This window comes from Paenibacillus sp. FSL K6-1558 (assembly GCF_038002565.1).
GTDB classification, from domain to species: domain Bacteria; phylum Bacillota; class Bacilli; order Paenibacillales; family Paenibacillaceae; genus Paenibacillus; species Paenibacillus polysaccharolyticus.
The window spans coordinates 5,411,126-5,436,396 of record NZ_JBBOCV010000001.1 but is presented as its reverse complement, the minus strand read 5'-3'; the positions used below and the strand labels follow the sequence as shown (position 1 = coordinate 5,436,396).

The window sequence follows — 25,271 nt, the reverse complement described above, 5'->3', positions numbered from 1 at the left end:
ATGGACTTAACAATCTTTATTTAACTATATGAGCGAAGCCATGAATTATTCAGAAAGTCTCGCTTCGAGCGCTGCTTTCTCTTCTTCAAAGCCTGGTTTGCCCAGCAATGCGAACATATTTTTCTTGTATGCTTCCACGCCCGGTTGGTCAAATGGATTCACACCCAGCAAATATCCGCTGATGCCACATGCTTTTTCAAAGAAGTATACCAGATATCCGAAGGAATATGGAGTCATATCTGGAATGTTCACAATCAGATTTGGAACTTGGCCATCTGTATGTGCGAGCAACGTTCCTTGGAATGCTTTTTTGTTGACGAAATCCATCGTTTTTCCTTCCAGGAAGTTCAAACCGTCCAGATCGTCCGCATCAGCTTCAATGGAAATGTGTTCGGATACTTCTGCGACTTGAATAACGGTTTCGAAGATGTTCCGGCTACCTTCCTGAATGAATTGACCCATAGAGTGCAAGTCTGTGGAGAAATCTACGGATGCAGGATAGATCCCCTTGTAGTCTTTACCTTCGCTTTCACCAAAGAGCTGTTTCCACCACTCGGATACGAAGTGCAAGGAAGGCTCGTAGTTCACCAGAATCTCTGTTCCTTTGCCTTTACGATACAATGCGTTACGAACAGCAGCATATTGATAGGCTTCGTTCTCCGCTACATTCGGATTGCTGTACTCTTTGGAAGCATCAGCTGCACCTTGCATCATTTCTTCGATGTTGATCCCTGCTGTTGCGATTGGCAACAAACCTACTGCTGTGAGTACGGAATAACGTCCACCTACATCATCCGGGATGATGAAAGATTCATAACCTTCTTCATTCGCCAGCTTTTTGAGTGCTCCGCGCTCTTTATCTGTTGTTGCGTAGATACGTTTGCGAGCTTCCTCTTTCCCGTATTTTTTCTCCAGAGCTGCACGGAAGATACGGAATGCAATCGCTGGTTCAGTTGTTGTACCCGATTTAGAGATAACGTTCACGGAGAAGTCTTTACCTTCTACCAGATCCAGCAAGTGTGTCACATACGTAGAGCTGATGTTGTTACCTGCAAAATAAATCTCAGGAGTTTTGCGTTTGTCTTTCGGCAAGTTGTTGTAGAAGGAATGTGTCAGCATTTCGATCGCTGCGCGTGCTCCCAGGTATGATCCACCGATACCGATCACGATCAGCACTTCGGAATCGCTTTGGATTTTAGCAGCCGCTTTTTGGATGCGGGCAAATTCTTCTTTGTCATATGCTGTCGGAAGGTCGATCCAACCGAGATAGTCGGAACCTGTTCCTGTACCATTATGAAGTTGCTCGTGAGCCAAGCGGATCGGTTCAGCGAAATAGTCTACTTCGTGCTGGTTTACAAATTGCAAAGCTGTACTATAGTCAAATGTCACTTTTTTTGCCATGATCTCAAAAACCTCCTGATATCGGTATATTATTTCCGTTTTCCATGTTAAACAACTTGTCCTAAGGATACTTCAAATCCAACTTGCTGACAAGCTTATGCACGAACTTGGCTGTTAACATTCAAGAAGCAAAAAGGGCAAATCGAATCCGCAACAATGCGGTTCGAGTTCCCCTTCTTGTGTTATTCCGCCGGGTACGAGCAGACGTAGTCGGTAACGCTGCGTATCTCCAGTTTGAATTTGGATTCAGCAGGCACGTGGAATGTAGCTTGGCCTTGAATCTCTTGCCACTCTTCTTCACCAGGAAGCAATACTCTCAGATCGCCGGACAGAATCTCCATAATTTCGCGGGAATCTGTGCCGAACTCATAGTTACCTGGAAGCATGATACCTAGCGTCACTTTGCTGCCATCCCCCAAAATAACCGTTCTACTGGTTACCTGGCCATCATAATATATGTTGGCCTTTTTCACTACACTGACTTGATCCAATTGTGACATGCGTACCCGCTCCCCTGAAGTTAATGAAAACAAAAGGCAACACAGATCAGGGCAGCCATGCCGCCCTTGACTCTGCGGAAATAACAACTGTCATGAGCCAGAAGCGCCGGAAGACGTTCGGCCCATGACAGACTGTTGAAGTATAAAGTTTTAATTACAGCAATGCTTTTACGCGGCTAACTACGTTATCCACAGTAAAACCATACTCCTGGATTACACGGTCGCCAGGCGCGGAAGCACCGAACGTGCTGATTCCGAGAATGTCACCTTGATCTCCAACATATTTTTCCCAGCCCATTGGATAAGCCATTTCGATCGCCAGACGAGCCTTAACATCCGGAAGAAGAACGGACTCTTTGTAAGCTTTGTCTTGTTTCTCGAACAGATCCCAGCTAGGCATGCTGATTACGCGAACTTGAATCCCTTGCTCAGCAAGTGCAGCTTGAGCTTTAACAGCGAGCTGTACTTCAGAACCTGTCGCGATGATTTGTGCTACCGCTTTACCGTCTTTAGCATCGGACACCACATAAGCACCACGTTTAACGTTCTCACGTGCACCTTCTACAGTACCTTCGAGGATCGGCAAGTTTTGACGAGTCAGTACCAAGGCAACCGGGTTGCTCTTGTTCTCCAGCGCGTAAGCCCAAGCTGCAGAAGTTTCGTTACCGTCAGCTGGACGAATTACCGTCAGGTTCGGGATGATACGCAGGGAAGCCAATTGCTCGATCGGCTCGTGCGTAGGACCATCTTCACCAACAGCGATACTGTCGTGAGTCAGAACATACGTTACTGGCAGGCTCATCAGTGCAGCCAGACGAACAGCCGGACGCAGGTAGTCGGTAAATACGAAGAACGTACCGCCGAATACTTTCACGCCGCTGTGCAGTGCCATACCGTTCATCGCACCAGCCATACCGAATTCACGGATACCGAAGTAGATGTTACGGCCTGAATAGTCTTCCGGAGTGAAGTTTGCCAGGTTGTTCAAGTGCGTCATTGTGGAGCTTTCCAAGTCAGCAGAACCACCTGTCAGATGAGGCACATTGTGTGCCAGACCGTTCAGAGCGTTACCGGAAGCTACACGCGTAGACAATGCTTTGTCTGTTGCCGCATATTTCGGCAGATCACGATCCCAGCCTTCTGGAAGATCACCGTTAATTGCTGTTTCGAACTGAGCAGCCAGTTCAGGGTATGCTTTTTTGTACTCAGCAAATTGTGCGTCCCATGCTTTGTTTGCAGCAATACCTTTTTCTTTTACTTGAGCAAAGTGATCGCGAACTTCAGCTGGTACGTGGAAGTTTTCTTCATATACCCATTTATAATATTCTTTAGTCAGTTTAGCTTCTTCTGCACCCAGTGGAGATCCGTGAGTACCGCCGTGGCCGCCTTTACCTTGCTTGTTCGGGCTACCGTAACCGATAACGGTTTTCACTTCGATCAATGTAGGACGTGCTGTGTCTGCTTGACCTTCTTTGATTGCTTTTTCAATTGCGGGCAGATCGTTACCGTCTTCAACACGCAGCACTTGCCAGCCATACGCATCAAAACGTTTAGCGATGCTTTCGGAAGAAGACAGATCAAGTTTACCATCCAGCGTAATGTCGTTGGAATCGAACAACATGATCAGTTTACCAAGGCCCAGACGTCCAGCCAGGGAAGCAGATTCATGAGATACGCCTTCCATCAGGTCGCCATCACCGCAGATTGCATATGTGTAGTGATCAACAACGTTAAATTGATCTTTGTTATAAGTTGCGCCCAGTTGAGCTTCAGCCATAGCCATACCAACTGCCATTGCAATACCTTGACCCAGTGGTCCGGTAGTTGCATCAACACCAGCTGTATGTCCAAATTCCGGGTGACCCGGAGTTTTGCTTCCCCATTGACGGAATTGTTTCAATTCTTCCATAGGAAGATCGTAGCCGCTCAGGTGCAGCAAGCTGTACAGCAACATGGAGCCATGTCCTGCGGACAGCACAAAGCGGTCCCGGTTAATCCAAGTCGGGTGGTCCGGGTTATGAGTCATCGTTTTTGCAAAAAGCTGGTACCCCATCGGAGCGGAGCCCATCGGCATACCCGGGTGTCCGGAATTTGCCTTCTCAATTGCATCAATCGCCAAAGTACGTACGGTTGTAATCGACAGATTGTCGATTGTGGTGTTCTCGTCCTTTTGAATCGCTTCGTTCTTGTCAGTCATGGTTTGTCCTCCTCATGTCTTTAGATAAGTCGGGTGCGCAAGCGAGTCCCTCTCATCATACAAGCAAACCGCATAAACAATAAGTGAATCCGCTTGAATGTTTCATTTTGACTTATTCACTTTTGTATTGTATCACTTGCCGTGAAGCTTTTCCATAACCTTCTTTTAGAAAGTTACGGAAAAATTCGGCTGATTCTCGCTAAACCTTGTTAATCCATCGGATGAAGTATAACCTTTAAGCTGAAAACCATACACTTTTTAGAGATTAACGTGAAATTTGCATCTTCTAGTCTGTATCTCTCGATTCGAGAGCAAGGTGAACGGTTTATTTTTCAGATAGCTAGGTATGCTTCATTCCAAGGAGGGCTTGTAATGTCAGATGCAGTGCGACACCCGTCTCGTTCGTTAAAATCATCATTACCCTTGTTTTCCGGGATCATAACCGGAATCGTCAGCGGCGTTTTTCTGGGACTGTTTCTCAAAGTGGTCCAAACATTAACTGACGAAAAGGTATACACCTTGCTACTTAACATTGATTTTGTACCAGGGCTTCCTCCGCGCCTGCCGGAATGGATCGAATTTTTCCTGCACCTTGCTGTATCTGTTATCATCGGGATTTTCTATATCTGGTGGATCAGACGTTCAGGCCGTCCAGTCAGTAGAGGAATACTTATTGGAGCCGTCTCTTCCCTGCTCTATCTCCCTTTGTCTCCGTTATCCCCACGTGTACCCGATCTGAATGACGCTGGTGCCATTTTCTATTGGGTCGTTGGCCATCTTCTCTTTGGTACTTTGTTAGGTCTATGCGGAAAATACATACACGCCAAAAAGCGGCACCCGGTTCATCATTGAACTGGGGCCGCTCGGATTATAGTGCAGCACTCTCTGAGTGACTGAGTCTACTTCTCTTGTAAGGTTACGGATCAACCTTGCACAGTATTAAAGCGTAAACTTAGACTTAAAATACGACTGTTTTATTTTCGTGTACAAGAACACGGTCCTCCACATGCCATTTCACAGCCCGCGCAAGCACAACACGCTCAATAGTACGTCCAATGCGTTTCAATTCGGTCACATTATCCCCATGGCTTACACGCTGAACGTCCTGTTCAATAATTGGGCCGCCATCCAGCTCCTCCGTTACATAATGCGCCGTTGCGCCAATGATTTTAACACCACGGTTATAGGCTTGAGCGTATGGCTTACCTCCAACAAAGGCTGGCAAGAACGAATGATGAATGTTGATAATACGGTTACGGTAATGTTCAATAAACGTTGGAGAGATAATCTGCATATAACGGGCGAGAATAATCACATCCACATCGTTGCCGATCACTTCCAGTTGACGTTGCTCCGCTTCTTTTTTCGTATCGGCTGTAACCGGAATATGGTGATACGGAATGCCGAAAGACTCTACATAGTTTTTCATATCCAAATGGTTGCTGACCACAAGCGCAATATCCGCATCAAGATCGCCAGCCTGCCATTGCCAGAGCAGCTCTACCAAACAGTGATCCTCTTTGGATACAAAAATAGCCAACCTTTTTTTGCGGCTAACCGCTGAAAGAGACCATTCCATCTCGAAACGTGTTGCTACATCGGCAAAATCCGCTTCCAGCTTCGCCAAGTTGCTCTCCAGTTGCGGTAGATCGAACTCGATCCGCATAAAAAACATACCGCCTGACGGGTCCATCGTATACTGGTCAGACTGTACAATGTTGGCACCATGTTGATGCAAAAAGTGTGATACCGCTGCTACAATTCCCGGACCATCCGGACAGGAAATAAGCATACGCGCTCGATTGGCGCGGTTTTGATCATCAGGTCGTATTTGTTTTGCGTGAATCTCCATCGGGTTAATCTTCCTCCTTCAATTAGACAAGACATACATGAACTATATCAGGCAAGACTTGCAGGGATTACCCTGCAAGCCAAGCAATCAAGCGGTGATTGATTTGTTCTTCATTCAAATGCGGGAACAATGCCGCCTCTGTCACCATGTCATACAAGCGTTCCAGCGGTTCACGCGGATCAGCTTTTTTGGCTTTGGCATCATTTTTGAGCAGTGTCCACACATCAAGTACATACGCACGGGAATCCAGTTCCTTACTTTTGAAGAAGTGCTGCATTTGCTCGACTTCACTCAGGAACTCCTGACCGAAACGGCCTTCCACGTCTCCGCGCAGCAATGCAATTTCAATTTCATACATCGGTCGCTGGGTTTTGGCATCTTTACCAATCCACGGCGTTTCCAGAATGAATGGACGATTATTCAGCTTCTCATGGTTTACAATACGGTTGATTGCTTCAAAACCAATCCAGCCCGATCCAATCGGTGTATGACGGTCTTTGCGTGCACCGGCAGCATTTTTACTATCGTTAATGTGCATTACAGCAATTCGGTCAAGTCCAACCGTTCGATCAAATTGATCCAGTACACCATCCAGATCGTTGACAATGTCATAACCCGCATCATGAATGTGGCACGTATCCATGCACACCGTCAGACGTTCGTTATGTTTCACTTTCTCAATAATCTGTGCAAGTTCCTCGAAGCTACGGCCCATTTCGGTTCCTTTACCAGCCATCGTCTCCAGTGCAATATTCACATCGGTTTCCTGAATACCATCGAGCACTTCATTTAATCCTTGTGCAATACGTTCGATACCGTAATGAGCATCCTTATCCGTAAATGCACCAGGGTGCAATACGATGTTTTTCACGCCAATGGCGTGAGTACGGCGAATTTCCTCCTGAAGGAAGTCCACAGCCAGTCCATATGTGCTGTCCTTGTAAGAGCCCAGGTTAATGATATAAGGAGCATGCACAACAATGTCCTCAAATCCGCCTGCCTGCATGGCAAGTTTGCCTTCCTCAATAAACATCGATTCAATAGGCTTACGGCGTGTGTTCTGCGGTGCACCCGTATATATCATAAACGAACTGGAACCGTACGAGGACGCTTCCTTCGTTGCACTCAATAATCCCTTGTCCGAAAAGGACACGTGGGAGCCGATTTTCAGCATCAATAGATCCCCCTTTTTCTGAATTATCCACTATCATAACGCGATTATCGAAATAAATCTAGAAATGCGATATAATTCGAATGAGAGGCTATTTTTGACAGCAAATTACGGAACATGGACGCCTTTTCATCAGGGCGTGAAAATCAATAAACCGAGGTGATTTGGCAATGATTTTTAATACCTACACCCAGCTTTTAACGAGTAGTTCGCCCAGCAACTGGTTTATGAATACGATTGCGTTCTGGACGCTTTTGCTGCTTGGAAGCATGTGCATCGGTGGATTTTTCATGATGCGGAAGTTCCTTAAGGTGCTGCCGAAAGCTGACGGAAAGTCCAAGCTGGATTGGCAGAATCACTGGGTGGAGACAAGCCGCCACCTATGGACAGATGAAGCCAAAGCTTTTCTGGATCAGCTTGTTGAACCTGTACCTGGCCCTTTTCGTGACATTGCCAAACATTCCATTGCTGCCGAGATTGGTAAAATTGCCGTGGAAGATCATGCAACCGAAGTGTCCAGAGACCATTGCATTAAAGGTTATATCATTGCGACACCAAAACGGGACAATAAATTTCTGGTTAAATTTCTGGAGAAAAATAAAATCGACTATACTCCCTATCGCCATTTGATGAAATAATCATTTGATGAATTATAGCGTATGAACCGATTGGAAAATAAAGCAGGTCAGCATCGTTAGATGTGGTACCAATTTGGTTAAATTAAACACATGTTAGCTCCGCTCGGTAAGCCCTTTTCACTCATTTAACTTACCATGCGGGGCTTTTTGACCCATAAGAGAGGATGTTCAATATGAAAATTGCCATTTGTGGAGGTACCGGATTTGTCGGAGGCGCACTTGTAGATTACTGGTTACAGGCCGGACATCATGTGAAAGTAATCACTCGCAAGCTTCCTGACATGCATAATCCGAGTAAAAACCTTACATATATATCCTGGGATCAGCTCGAAGAAACGCCGCAGGAACTGGAAGGTATTGATGCTCTGGTGAATCTAGCGGGCGAGACATTGAACCAGCGTTGGACAACGAAGGCCAAGCTGGAAATTGTGGAATCCAGAGTTAGAACGGTTGCCCGGGTTGCCAAACTAGTGGAATCGCTACGACAAAAGCCGGAAGTTGTCGTCCAGGCTTCAGCCATGGCAATCTACGGCACCTCTCCCGATGAAACCTTTGATGAGAGCAGCCCGCAAAGGTCGATGAATTTTCCTTCCCGCGTCTCGGAACAATGGGAAGTTGCCGCCGATGCCATCCGGGATGTAAGACTGGTCAAAATCCGGGTCAGTCTCGTTTTGGGTCATAAAAAAGGGGCATTCCCATTGATGAAACTGCCCTATATGCTCGGATTTGGCGGCAAGATCGGCAGCGGCAAACAGTGGACCAGTTGGATTCACATTATGGATATCGTTCGACTGATTGACTTCACTATTCATAACAAAGAGATTTCGGGTCCAGTTAATGCTTCTTCGCCCAACCCGGTAACCAATGATGAATTCGGCCGTACGGTAGGCAAAGTTTATCATCGTCCTCACTGGTTCCCTGTCCCTGGCTTCCTGATCAAAACACTGGTTGGTGAACTATCCGTCGTCCTGCTTCAAGGACAACGGGTCATTCCACAAAAATCCTTGGATCACGGTTTTAAGTTTACCTTCCCCACATTGACTCAGGCTCTTGAGGACCTGAAGCATCGCGGGTTATCCGATTAAAACAAATTACATTTGGATCGTACAGTTCATCCTGACACTCGATAAACGTAGACCGATTCGGCCAGGATGAACGTATCCCCATCCGTCAGTGGATATTCTTTGTAAGGAGCCAGCAGATTTCCTTGAAGGATCGTTCCATTGACGGAACCTAGATCCTTGAGAGCATAACCAGATTTGCTCCGACTCAATTCCACATGTGCACGGGATACACCTGTCGAGTTATCTACATATTGAACCATATCCGCTGCTCTTCCAATGACAAACGATGCCCCCTTCACATCAACACGTTTGCTCCCTCCACCTTTATTTAGAGTTAATTCAAGGTAATATGATGGTAGACTAGGGCTTCTGTCTTCATTGGATAATCCGTCCAGTGGCTGCAGATTAACTGTTGCCTCAGCGGCTGAGCCCGTGAGATGGGGTTCAGAAGTACTCCTCCATTCCCTATCCCTTTTCTCAGTATATGGTGGATTAAGCATATCTCCAGACGTTAGGTTCATAGGGGATATGCTCATGCTGCGAAGGCGGGAAGAGGTATGATCTTCAGCAACCTCAGGCAAAGATTCAATGGATTTCCCCTTATCTTCTTCGGGCTTATCCATGGCATTCCAGCGCCAGCTCTCCTGAAACATCTCCTCTTCTACTTTAGCCCCCTTATCCTTTGTCCTGCCTATCACTGATAAAGAGAAAGGGATACGAACGCCGGATACACCAGCGGAATCACCCGTTGATACACCAGCGGAATCACCCGTTCTCTTCCACATCCAACTCGCCACTGCAATGAGGCCGACACTTAGCGCTGTAGACAAAATCATTGCATTCTGACTTGGCTGTTGCATGTAGATAAATCTCCATACTAATGCCATGGAAACTATACAACCTAGCCAGATATATGTCGTACGCGAAGATCTAGTGACCGAATTTTGCTCTTCCATCTCCACATTTTTCTGATCTACGGAAACAAATGATGAAGAGGACTCAAGTTGAGTTGAGGTCTGATTCTGATGAAAGTAGTTTGTATTTCTCGACGAAGGTTGGCCAGCTGTTGGCCTGTGTAACAAAGATTTCGAATAGGGGTCTACTTTTTTAATGTCTACATCCGGTTTGATGATTTGCTGGCGCTCACGTTGATGACGATCTGATTGTTCTGTATCAGGTGTATTGTAATTAAGTCTGGCGACGCTTTTCTTTTCAGGCAGCTGACTGGATATCAGTCGTGCTGGTTTACCAGTACACAATTCTAATAAAAGTTCACGTAATTGCCGAATGTCCCACCGCTCATCATCACATAACTGTAATACTCGTTGTATGCCCTCTCCTTCTAATTCCTGAACATGAGCCATAAGCTTGATTACCAAGTCACGGAATATCTGCGGGGGTTGCTTCTCCTGCCGGGCATGGGCATTCATCATGGGTACGTAAACTAAACCAAGCTCCCCTTGCTCCATTGCCCCCTGAATAAATATATAGTCTTCGTGAATACACAAATTTTGTGGTTCCAACATGTAGTGCCTGCACTCCACAAGAGCTTCTGCCAACTGAAATAAAAGATTATACAATACTGGCAAGCTGATTTGACTCGATTTTAACATCTGGGACAACATCTTATATCCGGAGATGTCATACTGTAACGTTACATTCTGATCAATCTCCCGAGTGAATAAAGGTAGCATACGAGGAATTCGATTCGAGGTTAACATACCGATCTGTACCCTGCTGAGTTCCTCCATTCGTAGCCCGTCCGCTTTTTCCAAAACCATAAATGTCCCGCCGTTACGTACGAAATCCCTCGTTAAGCCATACATACCGCTCCTCACTTTCCATTGTTTTAATATGTTAACAAAAGTCATTACACGGATGCTCCAATAACAGAGGAGCCTTTCAATCGCTGTTATTCCAGAGCAGAGCAACTACCCAAACATATAAATCCATGAGCTGACGAAACCGGGAAGTACAGCGAGCATAAACGGGAACTTCAGCGTTTTTTCGTGACTTACGAGTTTAAGAGAGCCTAGTTTAAAGAAACTGAATATATTAAACATCATTGTACGTATTCTCTGCGACGCATCTTTGCGAAATAAAAGGATAACTAAGCCGATTAATCCAGCGTACAGAATGGAATATATGATCACGTGTATGCCAAATGTAAACCCCGTCCAGGCTCCTATGCCCCCAAATAACTTCACATCTCCTGCACCGACTGCACCGATGACGTACATTAAAAACAACATACCGAAACCAACAGCAAATCCAGCTAAAGAGAACCACATACCTCCCCAGCCTCCCCAGGCAAGATGAGCAAGCACTCCCATTGCCGTTACTGGTAGAGTCAACCGATTCGGAATTTTCATAGACCGTATATCGGTTACAAACGCCACCAGAAGATATATACCACAGATCACATAAAACCATCCCACCTATATCATCGCTCCTTACTTTCTGGATGCTACCGTAAATGAAGTTTCCGTCTGCATGCCCTCCGCAGTCTCTACAACAAAACTCCAAGTCCCTTCCGTTGTTCGAGTGCCCACAAACCATGTCCATTCTATGATTCCGTTCTCGTCAGCCGTAGCCCAGCCAATATGCTTCGCAGAACTCTCACCAGACTTGTAAAAAATCGTGAGATTAGCCGTTGCGCCTGGCTTGACCTGAACCTTTATCGTTGCATGGTTCCCTATGAATGCTGGATCTGGCTTTGATAAAACAGTTGCTGACCCCGTGCTATTTTCTCCCCCGCTTCCGTTACCACTTCCTTCTCCTGTGTCACCAATCCATATCCGCTCTGATGCAGCAACCTGAATTCGTAAAGGCTTGCCGAGAAAAGGAACCTTCACAGGCAACTCATAACTCAGCTCTATTCTGAAATACGGATTCGTCTTATTCTTCAAGTTAGGAACGGATACTCCGTTAACATGAATACGTTCCATATCCAGCAGTGTAGTTTCAACAAATGGTTGCAACAACGGCTTCACAACCGGATCAAGTATGGCTTCCATTACCGACGTTTTGATTCTTTGCAGCGGCTCTTCACCACGTTTCGCTGCATCTCGCACCCAGTCACTTAAGGGTGAAGGCAAGGAAGAAGCGTAACCGTCTGCCCATTCCGTCAGGGACAGCTGTGGCCATTTCCAGCCCTCCTCCAGGCTCTCACCTCCAGCAGAATCTGAAGGCGCGAAGGCAAGCGATACTGGATAAACCTTAGTTGATAACTGTTTTACCGTTTCCCCCGCTGTACTCTGCAATGCGGTGGAGATCAGTGTCATCTGAACAATGAAGATAAGAAATAGGATAAAGAATAGAAAAATGGGTAGAACCAGCGAAGCCTCCAGCACCATAGTGCCCTGTTCTTTCTTCGCTTCAAGCACCTGTTTTCTCAGTGACTTCAAGCGTTCCAATCTGCTTATCCGCGTGATCCGATGTTGCATCTGCACACATTTCCTTTCATCCTGAACCTGAACCCTTTTTTCCATTATGCCTCCATCAACATGTTTTCACGTGTTCAATAGGAATAATCCGCCTTCCGTTCAATGAAAAAGCGTCCATCTTGTACTTGATCCTCACTGCCCATAACAGCGCCTATACTTCGCATAATTCCAGGCAAAAACCATAGCTTGATGCTGCTGCGCATCTGACCGGAAGCATAAGTTTGTTTCTCATCCGGGTTAGCTCCCGTATTCAATCGGATCAAGGCTAACATTCGGGACATTTTGCGATCATTATTGCTATGCATAAGCAGAAACAATCTAAGGTGATCCCTGTATGTCAGCTTCACCTTGATATATTTGGATAATTCAACATTGCCGTCCTTCGCCAGCTTCACCATATCTTCTATTGCATGCGTGATTCCATACAGGATCGCGGCAGACAGCACAAGAAGCGGATTCCCAAGCTTACTATTCTCACTTAGTCCTTCAGCTGTACGAATCGCCAGACGCATTCCGAAGACCTCCGCATATGCAGATGCGATGTTACCTGAAGGGTTATGAAAACCGTATAGGATATACTCCAGCTCCTGATTCTCCAGTTTGAACACGTCATTAACATCTCCACTACCTTCCGTCCAGGAGAACAATTGACCAAAATCCATGGAATTAAAGTAAGCAAGCGCATATTCATTCTGAAACAACTCATCGCCAAGTTGTCCGAGTAGTCCTGACATCCCTCCAAACAGGTGATCCATTCCCTTCATGGCATTTCCACCGGAATCATACGGATCACTCGCAATCTCTGTCTTTTCCGCTCGCTCAGAGTTTTTTTGATTGAACGCTATGTTGGCCTCATAAAATTGTTCCAACTGTTTGAATGTCTGCACGGAACCGGAACTTCCGTTTTCTATCCGGCTGAATATCCGTTTGATTTCCTTCAACTTCCCTTTGGACTGCTTGTCATTCTCTTTACGCTGGGCATCCGATCCACGGCCGTTTTCAAGTTCCTGTTGGCTCTGTGTGATAAGATTGGAAGGGCCTGTTCTCCCAAAAGAATTCATATAACGTTCCGTAGTCTGACTTGCCTGCCTGACCGCAGGTTTAATTGGAACACTACTCATACCCGTCACACTCCGAAGCTGGGTATTGAGTTCCATGCTATCTTTTCGCACGCCAGAGAAGTCTTCATTTTGAGAAATCACACGAGATTTTATCCGATCAAATAGAGCATCTTCCCTGACAAGCTCGGAAGCGAGCGAACGAGTACTTTTGGCTTCATTGCCGGAACCCGCAGATGTCGGACTCGTTCCAGGAAGGGTAGAGCTACCCACGTTGTCATAACCGGCATTCTCGGAACGATTTTCTCCTTCCGCAATCACTCGTTTCATTTCTTCATTAATTTCACGTGCCTCTTCGATCTTGTCCTGTGCTTCCAATAGTTTGGTCTTATGCGCCTCTAGCGCTGGTTGCATCAACATGCTGATTCCTGTAACAATCTGATTTACACCTGTCCGGTAACGCCCCAATTCCAATATGTACAGCTGTTCATTGAAAGGCAGTCCCTCGTCTGCTTGTTTCTTGCTTAAGTAATCGGCATAACGTGCAGCCGCTTCTGCCGCTGTCTCTGGCGCTGTCTCAAGCATTTCTTCATAGATGGCCTGGGCTGGCGGTTTCATGATCAAGTCTGGAAGTTTCATTACCTTATCGGCAGATTCAATCTGATTCCCGACCGCTTCATCCAGCAATTTCTCACGTTTGTCATAGAGCTTTTGTAATTTCTTCAACAGATCTACGGTATGTGCTGCTTCCTTCATCTCCTCTGACATCGGTTTGAATCGATTAATCACTTCAATAGCAAAATCAACCGGCGCTCTATACTTCATGTCTTCCTGGATTTGACGATTAAAAATATCATACCTGCCCAGTTCACGTTCCATACCGAGTGAAGTGGTGTCCCATTGAATATCCAGAATCGGGAAACCATCCTTTACGGAAGAAGGTTTCACACTATCATTCAACACTTTGGCCATAATGGCATCTCCGCTACTGTCGCCATATGCAAACAAACCATACTCCCGAAGCGATGTATCATAAGCTGACATAACGGATCTCATTGCGGCATGTGCCATCCGCTCCGTCTGTACTTTGAAGGCAGCAATTCTCGCATAATCAATAAAAATTGCCACAAACATATACACTCCAGCCAGAATCAAAATCAGAAATAACGTTACAGCTCCAGCTTCACCATCTTTTTTTCTAAACAGTGCCTCCCTCCCCCTTTGCTCATTTTTCGTTTTTACCAAAATGCTGTATAACTTGCCCTGCCTCCACAGCTGAAGTCGCTTCCTTTCCACCTTTTCCTTTAAACTTGGCACCGTAATAACGGATCAAATCCACCGTTCGGATGAATTCAACCGGTTCTACAACAGCAGAGGAGCCCTTCGTGAGTACAAGATTGCCGGAATCAAACAAAAATGAGGGCAGAGGCAACGATATAACCTGCTCTAGCTCAGTTGTTACCTTCCGCTGGATCAATGCATTTTGATATGTCATTGTGCCCTTCATGGCTGAAGGCATATGGCTAGATGCTTGTGCTAGTTTTTTTTCCGAAAGATTGCCACCTTCTGATTCAGGTATAGAAACGCTAACCTCATTACCCGCTCCCGCCCAACCAAACAATACTCCTAACAGCCGATCATCGCTTAACCGCCAGTACAAGTGATCATATTCCCCGGAAGCATATTCGCCTGTCAGCGCCTGTTTGTGACTATTATCCCAACTGTAGGCAGCTCGTTCAGAAGCCGCATAAGCATGCTGGTTTAAAAACGTTTTTTGGTACATGTACATCGTGAAGAACAGCAGCAACACCAGGATAAATAATATGATCGGGAAGACCAGGGAAGCTTCGACAGTGAAGCTCCCTTCTTCCTTTCTAAAACGTCTACTCAAAAAACTCATTACTTTTGTTGCTGACATTTTTCAGCAGTCTTGTTACCAACAATTTAATCTGATCTTTAAAAATCAGCGCAATAATGATAATTACACCAATAATCAGAATCAGTTCCAGCGTACCCAGACCCTCTTCTTCTTTCCAAAATGCCGCTACCTTGTTCTTCATCCCAATTTCCCTCCTACATGTTCATCATCATAAAAGCTGGCGCACCGATCATGATCACGATTGTAAAAAAGATCAGCACCATCGGAAACACTAATTTCGAAGAGGCCTGCTCTCCCTTGGCCCGGCTAACCGCCTTGCGTTTCTCCCACAATACATGTGACAGATCCCGCAGTGCCAATACAAAGTCACCTCCTCCACGCCTGAAATTCAGTAAAACTGTCGTTGTAAAAATCGTCACTTCCTGCACACCACATCGGCGGCTGAACTGCTCTAAAGATTGCTGAAACGAGTACCCGTTATTCCAGTCTCCTGTTGCTCTCCGCAATTCGTTGTACAAGGGATGATTCCGTTCGCCCTGGCTATTCACACTATGGTTGATTGCACGTTGCACTGTTTCCCCTGCCCCAACCAAGAGCACAATTCGATTAAGCAGTTCAGGTAGCTCTATAAGGATATCTTGGTCTCTTCGCTTCACCTTGGTGTAAAGATCCTTATACATCGCAAATGGTAAAGCAATTGCAAGAACGACTCCACCAGCTAATGCTCCCGTGCCTACCTCCCTCACGAGGGATAGTAAACATCCTGACAGCAACACTAGCCATGAGTACGTCAACATTTCAGCACAATAGAGTAGCGTTTTCTCACCGCTATGTTGTATGCCATGCATCTTCTGGATCGCGTGCTGCATCCGAAACATAAGTACAGGTAATCTGCGGCCGATCTCGAACTTGTCGAGCATAAACAGAAACGGAGCATGCATTTTTTTCAAACGTAATCCTTCCATATGCAGCTTTCGTAAATGCTTGTAAGTTTTCCCCCGGGTTCGATCAAGCACAATCCAGCCCGCACTAAGTACTCCTCCAATCATGAGGGGAAACAGCATCTTTTCATCTCCTCACACTTTGATATCCATAATGCGATGAATCCATAGATAACAGCAGACCAGCACAGCAAGCGCACCTGTAGAAATGAGATATCCGAGCCCGCTGTATAGTGGTTCCATAAAATCTTTGGCGGTCAGGTTGAGAAATAACAAAAAAATGAAGGGTGCCGCAAACATCACTTTGGATTCAAATCTTTTCTGTGCCACAGCAACCATGATGTCCTGTTGAATATCCAGCTTTTCTCCAATCACTGCGGAGGTACGACGAACCACTTCCACCAGATCACCTCCCGTTCGTTTACAAGTAATAAACACGTCTGCGAAATTCGTAATATCTTCAATCTGTGCCCTTTCCGAAAAATCCTGCAACGCCTCTTCAATCGGCTGACCGTATTCCATGCGTGTCCGCAATATAGTGAACTCTCGAATCAAATCGGTATCAGCTTCAGGGTTCAACATCCGCAGGTCTTCAACGGATTCCTTAAAACCGTTTTCCACTGACTTCCCGGCCGCCAGGGCCGAGGATAGTGTATACAGAGCTTGCTTGAAATGCAGACTAAGTGTCATCCTTCTGCGTTCCAGTAGCACCTTTGTCCAAAACCTGGGCACCCATATACAACCAGCAGCCAGTATCGTGCCTGCCAACCAGTGATGATAAAACAACAAGCCAACACCGAAAAATAAACATCCGCTGACCAGCATACAGACCAAGCGTTGTCTTGAGCTAAGTGTATATACGGTATAATTCGTTAATGCTTGCTTGCCCTGCACCGCCCTCTGCACCCTCTTTCTCTCACAACATGGTTTGGAACTTCCCAAAATCGTTAACAACAAGATAGGTCACATCAAAAACATTAAACCATAGTTGTTATAAGACGTTTTTCTTTTCCACTCACCTTGTATCCCATCCTATAGCTCGCTTTATTTTCATAGCTTACTACTTGTTTTCTGGTCCGGCCTGCTCAGCTAATTGTTCTATGTATCCTTCAAGCCACTCTCCAAGTCCGGCCATATGAATCTTATCCACCTTGGTCAGGTTGCCCACCCGGATGAGTCCACCAATGATACGCCCTTCCCGTTCCTCCTGCTCCTGAAATCGAAACAACGGGTTCAGAAGCACTTCACCATGACGTAAACCTATCACTTCACTGATTTCCGTCACACGACGTGAACGGTCTCGAAGCCGGGAAAGATGTACAAAAATATCGATGGCCGAGCTAATCTGCTGTCTTACAACAGTAATGGGAAGTTCCGCTCCACTAAGGACCATCGTTTCAAGTCTACTGATCATGTCCGAGATCGTATTTGCGTGACCAGTAGACAAGCTCCCATCGTGGCCCGTGTTCATCGCCTGTAGCATATCCAGCGCTTCCGCTCCCCGTACTTCCCCAATGACAATCCGGTTTGGACGCATCCGTAGGGAGGACTTGATCAAATCCCTGATGGATATCAGACCTTTTCCTTCTGTATTGGCATTTCTGGTCTCCAGAGAGACGAGATTGGGCACAGTCACGATCTGTAACTCCGCTGAATCCTCAATCGTAATAACCCGCTCATCAGCAGGGATGAACTGGGATAACGCGTTCAGAAAAGTCGTTTTCCCCGAACCTGTACCTCCCCCGATAAAAATGTTGTATTTGCTCCGCACTAACTGCTGTAATAACTCGGCTGCTTCCTCATGCAAGGCCCCCTTCTCAATCAGATCAGACATCTTCATCGGCTCACTGGGAAACTTCCGGATCGTCATCGTTGGCCCCTTTAGCGCAATAGGCGGAAGCACAATGTTGACCCGTGAACCGTCCTTCAGGCGGGCATCCACAATGGGGGAAGATTCATTGACGATGCGGTTCACACCAGACACGATTATTTGAATAATATCCTCCAACCGCTCTCTGGACTCGAATTGCAGTGGAATCTGTCTGACCTCCCCTTCTTGTTCCACAAATATCTCCCGATGACTGTTGATCATAATCTCCGTAATGTCCGGGTGATCCACCAGAGGTTGTAGAATATCCAATCCGCGAAAAGAATCGTACAATCGTTGCACCAACTCATGGCGCTCACCTGAAGTCAAATCTTCCAGGCCCGAATCACCGAGAACTTTTCTCTCAATCCCATGCCACAACTCCTCATCCCCGGCAGAAGAAGTCATATCGAGCGAAGCTCGGACCTCTCTGCGAAGCATTTGAAATTGTTCTTCACGGTCTGTGATGTTCCATAAATGATCTGTCATAACTCCCCAGGCTCCTCCTGTATAAAAATGCATCTTGTCTTGCGGCTAGCCACCTCCTTCAGCCTGAATCAGCAATTCACACAATCTCTTTACTTCACGCTGGAAGATCGGTGAACTCAGCATGACCTCTTCCTGATTCATCTGTTTCCAAGAAGGAATATAAGGCAACACTGCATCCACATACAGATCAGGTCTTGGCAATGGATTGATCACTTGCTCCCGATATTTGTTGATGACAAAATACGTACGCTCCAGCATACTTCCTAACAGTTCTGTTCGGTTACGCTCGTTATGCTGAAGCCATTGTCCCCATCGATGCATCGCGGCGATATCATCTTCTACTAACCAGACGAAGGTATCTGCCGTTTTCAGGATGCCATCACTACGTTCATCCCAGCCTGAGTCTCCGTCCAGAATCAACACTTCATATTGCCCGGAATCGGTCAGATACCGGATGAGATCCACTGTATCCGCTTTAGACATCTGTAACATTTCCTTACGGTTGGCTAACGGCCAGAACACATCCGCCTTTAATGCCTCATGCCCAACAACATACTCAACTATTGTTTTCATTTGTCCTGTTACCGAGATATCCGAATAAGTAGCAGACGCTATATCTGTATGTGCATCCGTACTTTTCCTTCCCCCCGCACTTCTATCTTGTGTAGGACCTTGATTCAGGCTACGCCGCTGCGTCTGTAACTGACCACCCGCTACCTCCCTTTTACAGGCTTTCAGATCATATAGTAGTCGTGATAAACCTGTCTCTGCTTCCACATGATGCTGACTGCCCTGCCGTAACCCTCTCTCCAGGAAAGGAAATGAGCTGTCCAGAGTCTCCAGATTGAGATACAACACAGAATACCCAGCGAGTCCAAGTTGCTTCGCCATATGCAGAGCTACGGCTGTTTTACCACTCCCACCCGATGCCGATAATACACCGATGGTTAATGTTTCTTGACCCGAATGTCGACTCCGCTTACTACGTGGTTGCCTGCAAGCCCTCCTGACGGCTTCAAGCAACGCAGGCAACGGCTGATACTTCATGAGTCGCTTCGCCTCGTGCCCTTCGTCAGCTCCTTCGCTAAGCATAAGCCATGGGATACCTGAGACATCCCCACCATTCATCAACCAAGGGTTTAAAAACTCAGGTTCAGCGATGATCAGATCAGGTAGCTCTTGTTCATCCAGTTCATCCATATGATTCCTGAATGCTTCCCACTGTGAAAAAGCGATGAATCGCATCGTGGAGCTTGACGAACTACGCTGTACATAGTCAAGCCAAGCTTGGATATAATCTTTATCCCTCGATACCAGCATTGCCTTAAGGACAATCAATTACGTTTCCCTCCCATCAAAAAAAAGCACAAAAAACACCGCCCATTTCCCGCATGAAATTGCAGGATATGGACGGTGCTTCCGTCACGTGCTATGAATGTATGCACACTATAACATACAATTTCTGGACGAGCAAGGGATTTATTCTAACCATCTCACTTAAGAACCATAAGGCGCTCCAAATTCAATGATATTTCGATCCGGATCAAGGATAAAAATCTGAGCGAATCCAGCCACACTATCTGGTCTAGCTTCATATTCAATACCTTGCTCTTCCAGCCAAGCTAGCGTCTCCGAATAACTGACCACCCAAAGTGCAAAATGTCCGTCGGTTGTATCAATCCCCGCTTCCCGCAGCGTATGACCTTCCGGATGTTGCAACAGATGAAGTTGCTGACTGCCGATCGCATACCACGCACCCGTGGAACGAAACGGAGGACGCTCAATCTCCTGCATTCCGAGCAAACCCGAATAGAATTTTTTTGCGGTTTCCAAATTACGAACAGCCAGACTTACGTGATGAATATGTGCATATTTGATCATCTCGGTATCCCCTTCCCATTAAAACAATGATGAATTAACCTTACGCAACCACATGTTTACAATCACGGCTGATCCTTTTACAAATGACCAAATTTAAAAAATAAATCATACAAGTCCATATTATAACACTCTAAAGAACTTCCAAAATCAAAAAAACACCCCTGATCCTTATCCGGTCTACCCACAGGTATTCCGAAGTAAGAATCAAAGGTGTTTCAGGCTTTACTTATTTTGCGCTGTCCAAAGCCTCTTGCGGGATTTTGATTTCTGCAACTTTGTCATGGTTGGAGAACGAAGTGTCCATTTTCATGTCCATCGTCATTTTCTGATTGTTTTGCTCCATCTCCATCACCATCTCTACATCGATCTTCTCCATAAGAGACGTCTCTTTGTTAATCAAATATTTCATCTTCATGCTCTTAATGTTCATTTGATCAAGCATAGCCTGCATTTGAGCATCTGAACCGTTTTGTTCCATAACGGATTTAGCCAATTCCTTGACATTGTCACCCGATACATCTGCGTTCAGGACATAGTTGTCGCCCTCTTCAGTGATCTTAACGTCTTCTTTTACTTTTTTGAATTGGTCCAGCTCTTTTTCCGGGTTCATGCTAGCTTTCAATTGTTCGATGAGCGCCTTCGTTTGCTCTTCTGGGATCGCTACCCACTGGTCCCCCACTTGGGAGTAAATTTTGTCTGAAGTAATATACTGTTTTACGTTTTGCTTTTGTCCAGACATATCCAGTTCCATCTCTTGATAGATCATCATTGGATCTTTAATGATATCCATTTTCAAAGACGTTTTTACTTGCTGATCTTGAGATTGCTCACCAGCATCCACTTTAATTTTTTGATCAATGTTAGCTTCTGTAGTGAAGCTTTTCAGCGCTTTCGTTGCTTCACCTGTTTTGGCAAGCAATTCATCCAGTGTTGGAACAGCCGCATTCTGCTCCGCTGTATTGTTGCTTTCAGTCGTTGTTTCATTACCTGCTGGCGGCGTTGCAGATTTATCTGTGTCGTTTCCGCATGCTGCCAAGCTTACTGCCAATAATGCCCCAATAATCATTGTCGTCCACTTCTTCAAGTTGTTATCCTCCCAATAATGTAAAAAATAATGTAACCCACAGTAATTACCCAGTAATTGCCGATATTAATCACCTTACATGAAACTTCTTTCTTATGGAAGCTTATCCTTGAAAACTGATACTTTTATACTTATAAAAATCGATCTTTAGTCTCGGGTGTAGGCAACATACATGCATCGTCCTTCCCAAACCAGCGGTACCGATTGCGCGCAACCCAGTTGTATACTGCATTACGAATGAATTTGGGCACAATAACAAACACATAGAGTAGCGGATAAGGAAACTTGAGACCTTTGGCCAACCTTAACGCTGCTGTGGAGCGTGTATAGTATTTTCCATTTTCAATCAATACAAACGTATCCATGCTGTCAGTTCTCAGACCACCCTTCTCCAGCAATCCTTTCGCCACATCCGACTGAAGTGAAGCAAAATGATATTTCGCCTTCGGATCACGCTTGATAATCCATTTGGTTAACCCCTGGCAGAAGTGACAAACGCCGTCTACAAGAACAATCGGGTGTCCCTGATGCTTATCCTCTTGGTCTACTGTCATATGATCGTGGCCTCCTATATGGTGCTGTTAGATTACTTACCCATTTTGAGCAACTTTCCTCGCCTAACCTAAATTTGATCCACCAATCTCTCTGGCAAAATAGAAAAAAAGCGCAGGCTCAGTGCCTACGCTCATAACTGTCCGACAATTACTCAGCCAGTGCTTTTTCCATCCACTCGTCGTTAATCATTTGTTGATGCAGGTCACCTGACCATTGATCCATACATTTGCAGATGAAGTCTTTACGACATACAGGACAAGGTGTTTTCTGCAGACGGCTGATCGCAGTCATTTTCCAATCCGGAGATTTGGAGTAGAATACACGGCACTGTGTACCATCCACCAGTTTCATCGTAAATTCGTACAATCCGTCTTTTTCGTTTTTGCTGGCTACTTGCAGTTGTGCAATGCTTGGTCTATAAGACATGGATATCACCCGTGAATTCAAATTTGGTTCATGCTAATGACACTGACACTTTCAGTACTAAATCATATTAAAGAAATTTCAGGTCGATGTCAACTCACGCATGTCTATCCGCCGAACAGAATATCCAGAATCGTGCCAACTTGTCCCTGTTTCTTGCCTTTCAACACGTCCGGGTTAAACACTTCCACATATCCACAGGCCGTACAGCCTACAAACAAATAATGGTTATGCTGAATATCAAACACCTTACTGAGCCCCGCTCCTGACATAGAGACTTCTTTAATGTTGCATTCCGTACCCCGGCATTTGGTGCATACAAATTTCCTCTCAATCATCTCTTCAATACTCATCGCCGTTCCCCCTTAATGGAATATGTGGCATGAAGTGACTGTACGTTTATGTAAAAGAGTACGACTTAATACGGAGAAATCCTCCTCCGCTTTCAGATTAGGTGAATTCTCAGGTGATATATGTTGGAAAACAAAACCCTGCTGAGCTACCAGCAGGGCTTGTGTGCTTGAAGATCAGATATCACTGGATACCTTGCTCTTTGTTTTACCTGTGCCTTTCAAAGAGAAAAAGCCAGGGATTCTCCTATCTATTAGACAACGTTGAGTACAACGTCGATGTTGCCGCGGGTTGCTTTTGAATACGGACAGAAGTCATGCGCCTTGCGGGCAAGATCCTCAGCCTGACTGTGATCCACTCCCGGCATACTCACATCCAGACGAACCGCTAGCTTGAATCCGTCATCTGTTGGATCTTTGCCGATCGATACGTTGCTGGTTACAACGACATTCTCCAATTTCACACCTGCTTTGCGTGCCACGTTAGCCAGAGCGCTCTCGTAACATGCACCGTATCCAGCTGCAAAAAGTTGCTCGGGATTTGTACCTTCTCCACCAGCACCGCCAAGTTCTTTCGGCATTTTCAGATCATGTTGCAGTACACCGTCCGAAGAAGCCACCGAACCTGTTCGTCCACCTTTTACTGTCGCTGTTGCTGTATATAAAGCTTCCATCAGAATCTCTCCTTCGTTAATAAAGTTTTGACTGCCTACAATTCATTTTAAACTTCTGGCTCGATTTGAAACGTCTGATTGTGTACTTTATCAGCTTTTACATTTGGCTAAATTTCATGCGTACGTGATAAAAGTCGTATCTTTTTACGAAATGGGTACGATATAAAGAGGCTCTTCGAAAAATTCTCCTTTTTTTTGTCCGACTACACAAAAGTTGCACTAGACAAAAATTATTGAGGGTGTACAATGTAAACATGAACATAAAATTTTAGATATATGAGCACTCGTATTTATCCCGTTTATTTGCCACAGCATTTGTGCTAGAGCACATCCTAAAAATGAATTTATTCCGGCTACAGGCCGGCCACATCTTATTGTAAAGTCAGGTGATCCATGTATGAGTCAAAAAAATCCGTTCAATTCTCCATCCAGCGAATATGCGTCTGCTTCCGCAGCTACGATGGCCCCCTCGCTAGGTAAGGCACACAGTTCCATGAAAGTACCCAAAAATGCGGCATGGTGGAAAAAGTTCCTCGCCTTTGTCGGCCCAGGGTATCTTGTCGCTGTTGGTTATATGGACCCCGGCAACTGGGCTACGGATATCGCAGGCGGCTCGCAATTCGGTTATACGTTATTGTCCGTCATCCTTTTTTCCAACATGATGGCCGTGGTGCTTCAATCCCTCGCAGGCAAGCTAGGTATTGTCACTGGGCGTGATCTCGCCCAAGCCTGTCGTGAACGCTTCAGCGCTCCCGTTGTCATGATGTTATGGATTCTATGTGAACTGGCTATCGCGGCTACGGATCTCGCCGAAGTCATCGGCTCAGCAATCGCTCTTAAACTTTTGTTTAACATTCCCATGTTGTACGGTGTGATTATTACCGCAGTGGATGTATTACTCATTCTCGTACTACAAAACAAAGGATTCCGTGCACTGGAAACACTCGTCATCGTGCTGATGGCAACCATTGCTCTTTGTTTCGGCATCGACCTATTTTTGGCGAAACCGGATATGGGCGGTGTTCTTCACGGATTCGTTCCTAGCACCGAAATTTTGCAAAACCCGGCCATGCTCTACATCGCCATTGGCATCATCGGAGCTACCGTTATGCCGCACAATCTGTATCTGCATTCATCCATTGTGCAGACCCGTCAGATTGAGCAGACGACTCAGGGCAAAAGAGAAGCTATCCGCTACACCACACTGGATTCAACCATTGCTTTGACGTTAGCTCTGTTCATTAACGCAGCCATCCTGATCGTATCTGCAGCTGTATTCCACAGCGCTGGCATGACACAGGTAGCAGAGATATCCGATGCATATCATCTGCTAACCCCACTGCTTGGTACAACGATCGCCAGTGTCTTGTTCGGCGTAGCTTTGCTCGCATCCGGTCAGAACTCAACCCTTACAGGCACGCTTGCAGGACAGATCGTCATGGAAGGCTTCCTGAATATCCGTATCCCGGCGTGGTTGCGTAGACTGGTTACCCGACTGATTGCGATCATTCCTGCTGTTATCGTCACTGCTATTGCCGGTGAGCGCGGCACTGAAGAGTTGCTGATCTTGAGTCAGGTCATCCTGTCCCTGCAGCTGCCATTCGCCGTCATCCCGCTTGTGATGTTCACAAGTGACAAAAAAAGCATGGGGCCTTTTGCAAACAAACTGTGGCTCAAAATCGTCTCTTGGGCTATTGCCGCTATCATCGTTGTGCTGAATGTGTATTTAATCATCCAGACCATCATGCTGTTCTAGTTTATATATGAAAAGGCCGATTCGCTGTTGGTATTGATCCCAACG

At 45.8% G+C, this 25,271-nt stretch carries 25 protein-coding genes; 4 read left to right on the top strand and 21 right to left on the bottom strand.

Going from position 1 to position 25,271, the window contains the following annotated elements; all coding sequences use genetic code 11:
- Positions 1-45: 45 nt before the first annotated feature.
- The 3 genes from MHI38_RS23390 to tkt all read right to left on the bottom strand — a co-directional run bounded on the left by MHI38_RS23390 (position 46) and on the right by tkt (position 4,098).
- Positions 46-1,401, bottom strand: a complete 1,356-nt coding sequence (locus tag MHI38_RS23390) for a glucose-6-phosphate isomerase (RefSeq protein ID WP_090918059.1) — start codon at positions 1,399-1,401, stop codon at positions 46-48.
- Between the two features lie 182 nt (positions 1,402-1,583).
- A complete protein-coding gene (gene ppnP, locus MHI38_RS23385) occupies positions 1,584-1,901 on the bottom strand; it encodes a pyrimidine/purine nucleoside phosphorylase (RefSeq protein WP_154890899.1) in 318 nt (105 codons plus the stop codon).
- Positions 1,902-2,055: 154 nt separating this feature from the next.
- Positions 2,056-4,098 carry a transketolase gene (gene tkt, locus MHI38_RS23380; protein WP_154890898.1) on the bottom strand — a complete coding sequence of 681 codons (2,043 nt, stop codon included), beginning with the start codon at positions 4,096-4,098 and terminating at the stop codon, positions 2,056-2,058.
- A 372-nt stretch (positions 4,099-4,470) separates the two neighbouring features.
- Between tkt and MHI38_RS23375 the strand changes: the two genes are divergently transcribed.
- On the top strand, positions 4,471-4,950 hold the full coding sequence (locus MHI38_RS23375) for a hypothetical protein (RefSeq protein ID WP_154890897.1): 480 nt from the start codon (positions 4,471-4,473) through the stop codon (positions 4,948-4,950).
- Positions 4,951-5,056: 106 nt separating this feature from the next.
- Here the strand turns inward: MHI38_RS23375 and purU are convergent, their stop codons facing one another.
- Both purU and MHI38_RS23365 read right to left on the bottom strand, forming a co-directional pair.
- Positions 5,057-5,950 (bottom strand): formyltetrahydrofolate deformylase, encoded by an 894-nt coding sequence (purU, locus tag MHI38_RS23370; RefSeq protein ID WP_090918068.1) that lies wholly within the window; start codon positions 5,948-5,950, stop codon positions 5,057-5,059.
- 67 nt (positions 5,951-6,017) lie between these two features.
- Positions 6,018-7,124 carry a deoxyribonuclease IV gene (locus MHI38_RS23365; RefSeq protein WP_308722543.1) on the bottom strand — a complete coding sequence of 369 codons (1,107 nt, stop codon included), beginning with the start codon at positions 7,122-7,124 and terminating at the stop codon, positions 6,018-6,020.
- A 167-nt stretch (positions 7,125-7,291) separates the two neighbouring features.
- Here MHI38_RS23365 and MHI38_RS23360 point away from each other — a divergent pair, with 167 nt between their 5' ends.
- The gene (locus MHI38_RS23360) at positions 7,292-7,759 is read left to right on the top strand and encodes a DUF2621 domain-containing protein (RefSeq protein ID WP_154890895.1); all 468 of its coding nucleotides are present in this window, start codon (positions 7,292-7,294) and stop codon (positions 7,757-7,759) included.
- A gap of 173 nt (positions 7,760-7,932) precedes the next feature.
- Positions 7,933-8,844, top strand: coding sequence for a TIGR01777 family oxidoreductase (locus tag MHI38_RS23355; protein ID WP_154958492.1), 912 nt, complete (start codon positions 7,933-7,935; stop codon positions 8,842-8,844).
- A 26-nt stretch (positions 8,845-8,870) separates the two neighbouring features.
- On the opposite strand, the gene MHI38_RS23350 is transcribed toward MHI38_RS23355, so the two are convergent.
- The 16 genes from MHI38_RS23350 to MHI38_RS23275 form a co-directional block, all read right to left on the bottom strand.
- The gene (locus MHI38_RS23350; protein ID WP_341181754.1) at positions 8,871-10,694 is read right to left on the bottom strand and encodes a DUF6382 domain-containing protein; all 1,824 of its coding nucleotides are present in this window, start codon (positions 10,692-10,694) and stop codon (positions 8,871-8,873) included.
- Between the two features lie 60 nt (positions 10,695-10,754).
- Entirely contained in the window at positions 10,755-11,261 is a 507-nt protein-coding gene (locus MHI38_RS23345) for an A24 family peptidase (protein ID WP_341181753.1), read from the bottom strand.
- Between the two features lie 15 nt (positions 11,262-11,276).
- Complete coding sequence (locus MHI38_RS23340) at positions 11,277-12,314, bottom strand: pilus assembly protein (protein WP_336122728.1); 1,038 nt, start codon at positions 12,312-12,314, stop codon at positions 11,277-11,279.
- 29 nt (positions 12,315-12,343) lie between these two features.
- Positions 12,344-14,572, bottom strand: a complete 2,229-nt coding sequence (locus MHI38_RS23335; protein ID WP_341181752.1) for a hypothetical protein — start codon at positions 14,570-14,572, stop codon at positions 12,344-12,346.
- Positions 14,553-15,227 carry a TadE/TadG family type IV pilus assembly protein gene (locus tag MHI38_RS23330; RefSeq protein WP_341181751.1) on the bottom strand — a complete coding sequence of 225 codons (675 nt, stop codon included), beginning with the start codon at positions 15,225-15,227 and terminating at the stop codon, positions 14,553-14,555. The genes MHI38_RS23335 and MHI38_RS23330 overlap by 20 nt, the downstream gene beginning before the upstream one ends.
- Positions 15,211-15,387: a Flp1 family type IVb pilin gene (locus MHI38_RS23325; protein WP_154890890.1), complete on the bottom strand. Its 177-nt coding sequence runs from the start codon at positions 15,385-15,387 to the stop codon at positions 15,211-15,213. Before MHI38_RS23325 ends, MHI38_RS23330 begins: the two co-directional genes overlap by 17 nt.
- A 13-nt stretch (positions 15,388-15,400) precedes the next feature.
- Entirely contained in the window at positions 15,401-16,270 is an 870-nt protein-coding gene (locus MHI38_RS23320; protein WP_341181750.1) for a type II secretion system F family protein, read from the bottom strand.
- A 12-nt stretch (positions 16,271-16,282) separates the two neighbouring features.
- Positions 16,283-17,041 (bottom strand): type II secretion system F family protein, encoded by a 759-nt coding sequence (locus MHI38_RS23315; RefSeq protein ID WP_341181749.1) that lies wholly within the window; start codon positions 17,039-17,041, stop codon positions 16,283-16,285.
- A 166-nt stretch (positions 17,042-17,207) separates the two neighbouring features.
- Entirely contained in the window at positions 17,208-18,503 is a 1,296-nt protein-coding gene (locus MHI38_RS23310; protein WP_341181748.1) for a CpaF family protein, read from the bottom strand.
- 45 nt (positions 18,504-18,548) lie between these two features.
- A complete protein-coding gene (locus tag MHI38_RS23305; RefSeq protein WP_341181747.1) occupies positions 18,549-19,823 on the bottom strand; it encodes a hypothetical protein in 1,275 nt (424 codons plus the stop codon).
- 177 nt (positions 19,824-20,000) lie between these two features.
- Positions 20,001-20,384, bottom strand: a complete 384-nt coding sequence (locus tag MHI38_RS23300; RefSeq protein ID WP_154958501.1) for a VOC family protein — start codon at positions 20,382-20,384, stop codon at positions 20,001-20,003.
- A gap of 226 nt (positions 20,385-20,610) precedes the next feature.
- Positions 20,611-21,468, bottom strand: coding sequence for a DUF6612 family protein (locus MHI38_RS23295; RefSeq protein ID WP_154890885.1), 858 nt, complete (start codon positions 21,466-21,468; stop codon positions 20,611-20,613).
- A 131-nt stretch (positions 21,469-21,599) separates the two neighbouring features.
- On the bottom strand, positions 21,600-22,022 hold the full coding sequence (locus tag MHI38_RS23290; protein WP_308722539.1) for a thiol-disulfide oxidoreductase DCC family protein: 423 nt from the start codon (positions 22,020-22,022) through the stop codon (positions 21,600-21,602).
- 148 nt (positions 22,023-22,170) lie between these two features.
- Positions 22,171-22,449, bottom strand: coding sequence for a hypothetical protein (locus MHI38_RS23285; RefSeq protein ID WP_090918103.1), 279 nt, complete (start codon positions 22,447-22,449; stop codon positions 22,171-22,173).
- Positions 22,450-22,553: 104 nt separating this feature from the next.
- A complete protein-coding gene (locus MHI38_RS23280) occupies positions 22,554-22,799 on the bottom strand; it encodes a zinc ribbon domain-containing protein (RefSeq protein WP_090918105.1) in 246 nt (81 codons plus the stop codon).
- Positions 22,800-23,050: 251 nt separating this feature from the next.
- On the bottom strand, positions 23,051-23,470 hold the full coding sequence (locus MHI38_RS23275; protein WP_090918107.1) for an organic hydroperoxide resistance protein: 420 nt from the start codon (positions 23,468-23,470) through the stop codon (positions 23,051-23,053).
- Between the two features lie 397 nt (positions 23,471-23,867).
- Between MHI38_RS23275 and MHI38_RS23270 the strand changes: the two genes are divergently transcribed.
- The gene (locus MHI38_RS23270; RefSeq protein ID WP_341181746.1) at positions 23,868-25,226 is read left to right on the top strand and encodes an Nramp family divalent metal transporter; all 1,359 of its coding nucleotides are present in this window, start codon (positions 23,868-23,870) and stop codon (positions 25,224-25,226) included.
- Positions 25,227-25,271 lie beyond the last annotated feature (45 nt).

Bases quoted from the DNA above. Each gene is read 5' to 3' on its own strand.
- MHI38_RS23390 (WP_090918059.1), bottom strand. From the start codon at position 1,401: ATGGCAAAAAAAGTGACATTTGACTATAGTACAGCTTTGCAATTTGTA.
- ppnP (WP_154890899.1), bottom strand. From the start codon at position 1,901: ATGTCACAATTGGATCAAGTCAGTGTAGTGAAAAAGGCCAACATATAT.
- tkt (WP_154890898.1), bottom strand. From the start codon at position 4,098: ATGACTGACAAGAACGAAGCGATTCAAAAGGACGAGAACACCACAATC.
- MHI38_RS23375 (WP_154890897.1), top strand. From the start codon at position 4,471: ATGTCAGATGCAGTGCGACACCCGTCTCGTTCGTTAAAATCATCATTA.
- purU (WP_090918068.1), bottom strand. From the start codon at position 5,950: ATGGAGATTCACGCAAAACAAATACGACCTGATGATCAAAACCGCGCC.
- MHI38_RS23365 (WP_308722543.1), bottom strand. From the start codon at position 7,124: ATGCTGAAAATCGGCTCCCACGTGTCCTTTTCGGACAAGGGATTATTG.
- MHI38_RS23360 (WP_154890895.1), top strand. From the start codon at position 7,292: ATGATTTTTAATACCTACACCCAGCTTTTAACGAGTAGTTCGCCCAGC.
- MHI38_RS23355 (WP_154958492.1), top strand. From the start codon at position 7,933: ATGAAAATTGCCATTTGTGGAGGTACCGGATTTGTCGGAGGCGCACTT.
- MHI38_RS23350 (WP_341181754.1), bottom strand. From the start codon at position 10,694: ATGACTTTTGTTAACATATTAAAACAATGGAAAGTGAGGAGCGGTATG.
- MHI38_RS23340 (WP_336122728.1), bottom strand. From the start codon at position 12,314: ATGGAAAAAAGGGTTCAGGTTCAGGATGAAAGGAAATGTGTGCAGATG.
- MHI38_RS23330 (WP_341181751.1), bottom strand. From the start codon at position 15,227: ATGAGTTTTTTGAGTAGACGTTTTAGAAAGGAAGAAGGGAGCTTCACT.
- MHI38_RS23325 (WP_154890890.1), bottom strand. From the start codon at position 15,387: ATGAAGAACAAGGTAGCGGCATTTTGGAAAGAAGAAGAGGGTCTGGGT.
- MHI38_RS23320 (WP_341181750.1), bottom strand. From the start codon at position 16,270: ATGCTGTTTCCCCTCATGATTGGAGGAGTACTTAGTGCGGGCTGGATT.
- MHI38_RS23310 (WP_341181748.1), bottom strand. From the start codon at position 18,503: ATGACAGATCATTTATGGAACATCACAGACCGTGAAGAACAATTTCAA.
- MHI38_RS23305 (WP_341181747.1), bottom strand. From the start codon at position 19,823: ATGCTGGTATCGAGGGATAAAGATTATATCCAAGCTTGGCTTGACTAT.
- MHI38_RS23300 (WP_154958501.1), bottom strand. From the start codon at position 20,384: ATGATCAAATATGCACATATTCATCACGTAAGTCTGGCTGTTCGTAAT.
- MHI38_RS23290 (WP_308722539.1), bottom strand. From the start codon at position 22,022: ATGACAGTAGACCAAGAGGATAAGCATCAGGGACACCCGATTGTTCTT.
- MHI38_RS23285 (WP_090918103.1), bottom strand. From the start codon at position 22,449: ATGTCTTATAGACCAAGCATTGCACAACTGCAAGTAGCCAGCAAAAAC.
- MHI38_RS23280 (WP_090918105.1), bottom strand. From the start codon at position 22,799: ATGAGTATTGAAGAGATGATTGAGAGGAAATTTGTATGCACCAAATGC.
- MHI38_RS23275 (WP_090918107.1), bottom strand. From the start codon at position 23,470: ATGGAAGCTTTATATACAGCAACAGCGACAGTAAAAGGTGGACGAACA.
- MHI38_RS23270 (WP_341181746.1), top strand. From the start codon at position 23,868: ATGAGTCAAAAAAATCCGTTCAATTCTCCATCCAGCGAATATGCGTCT.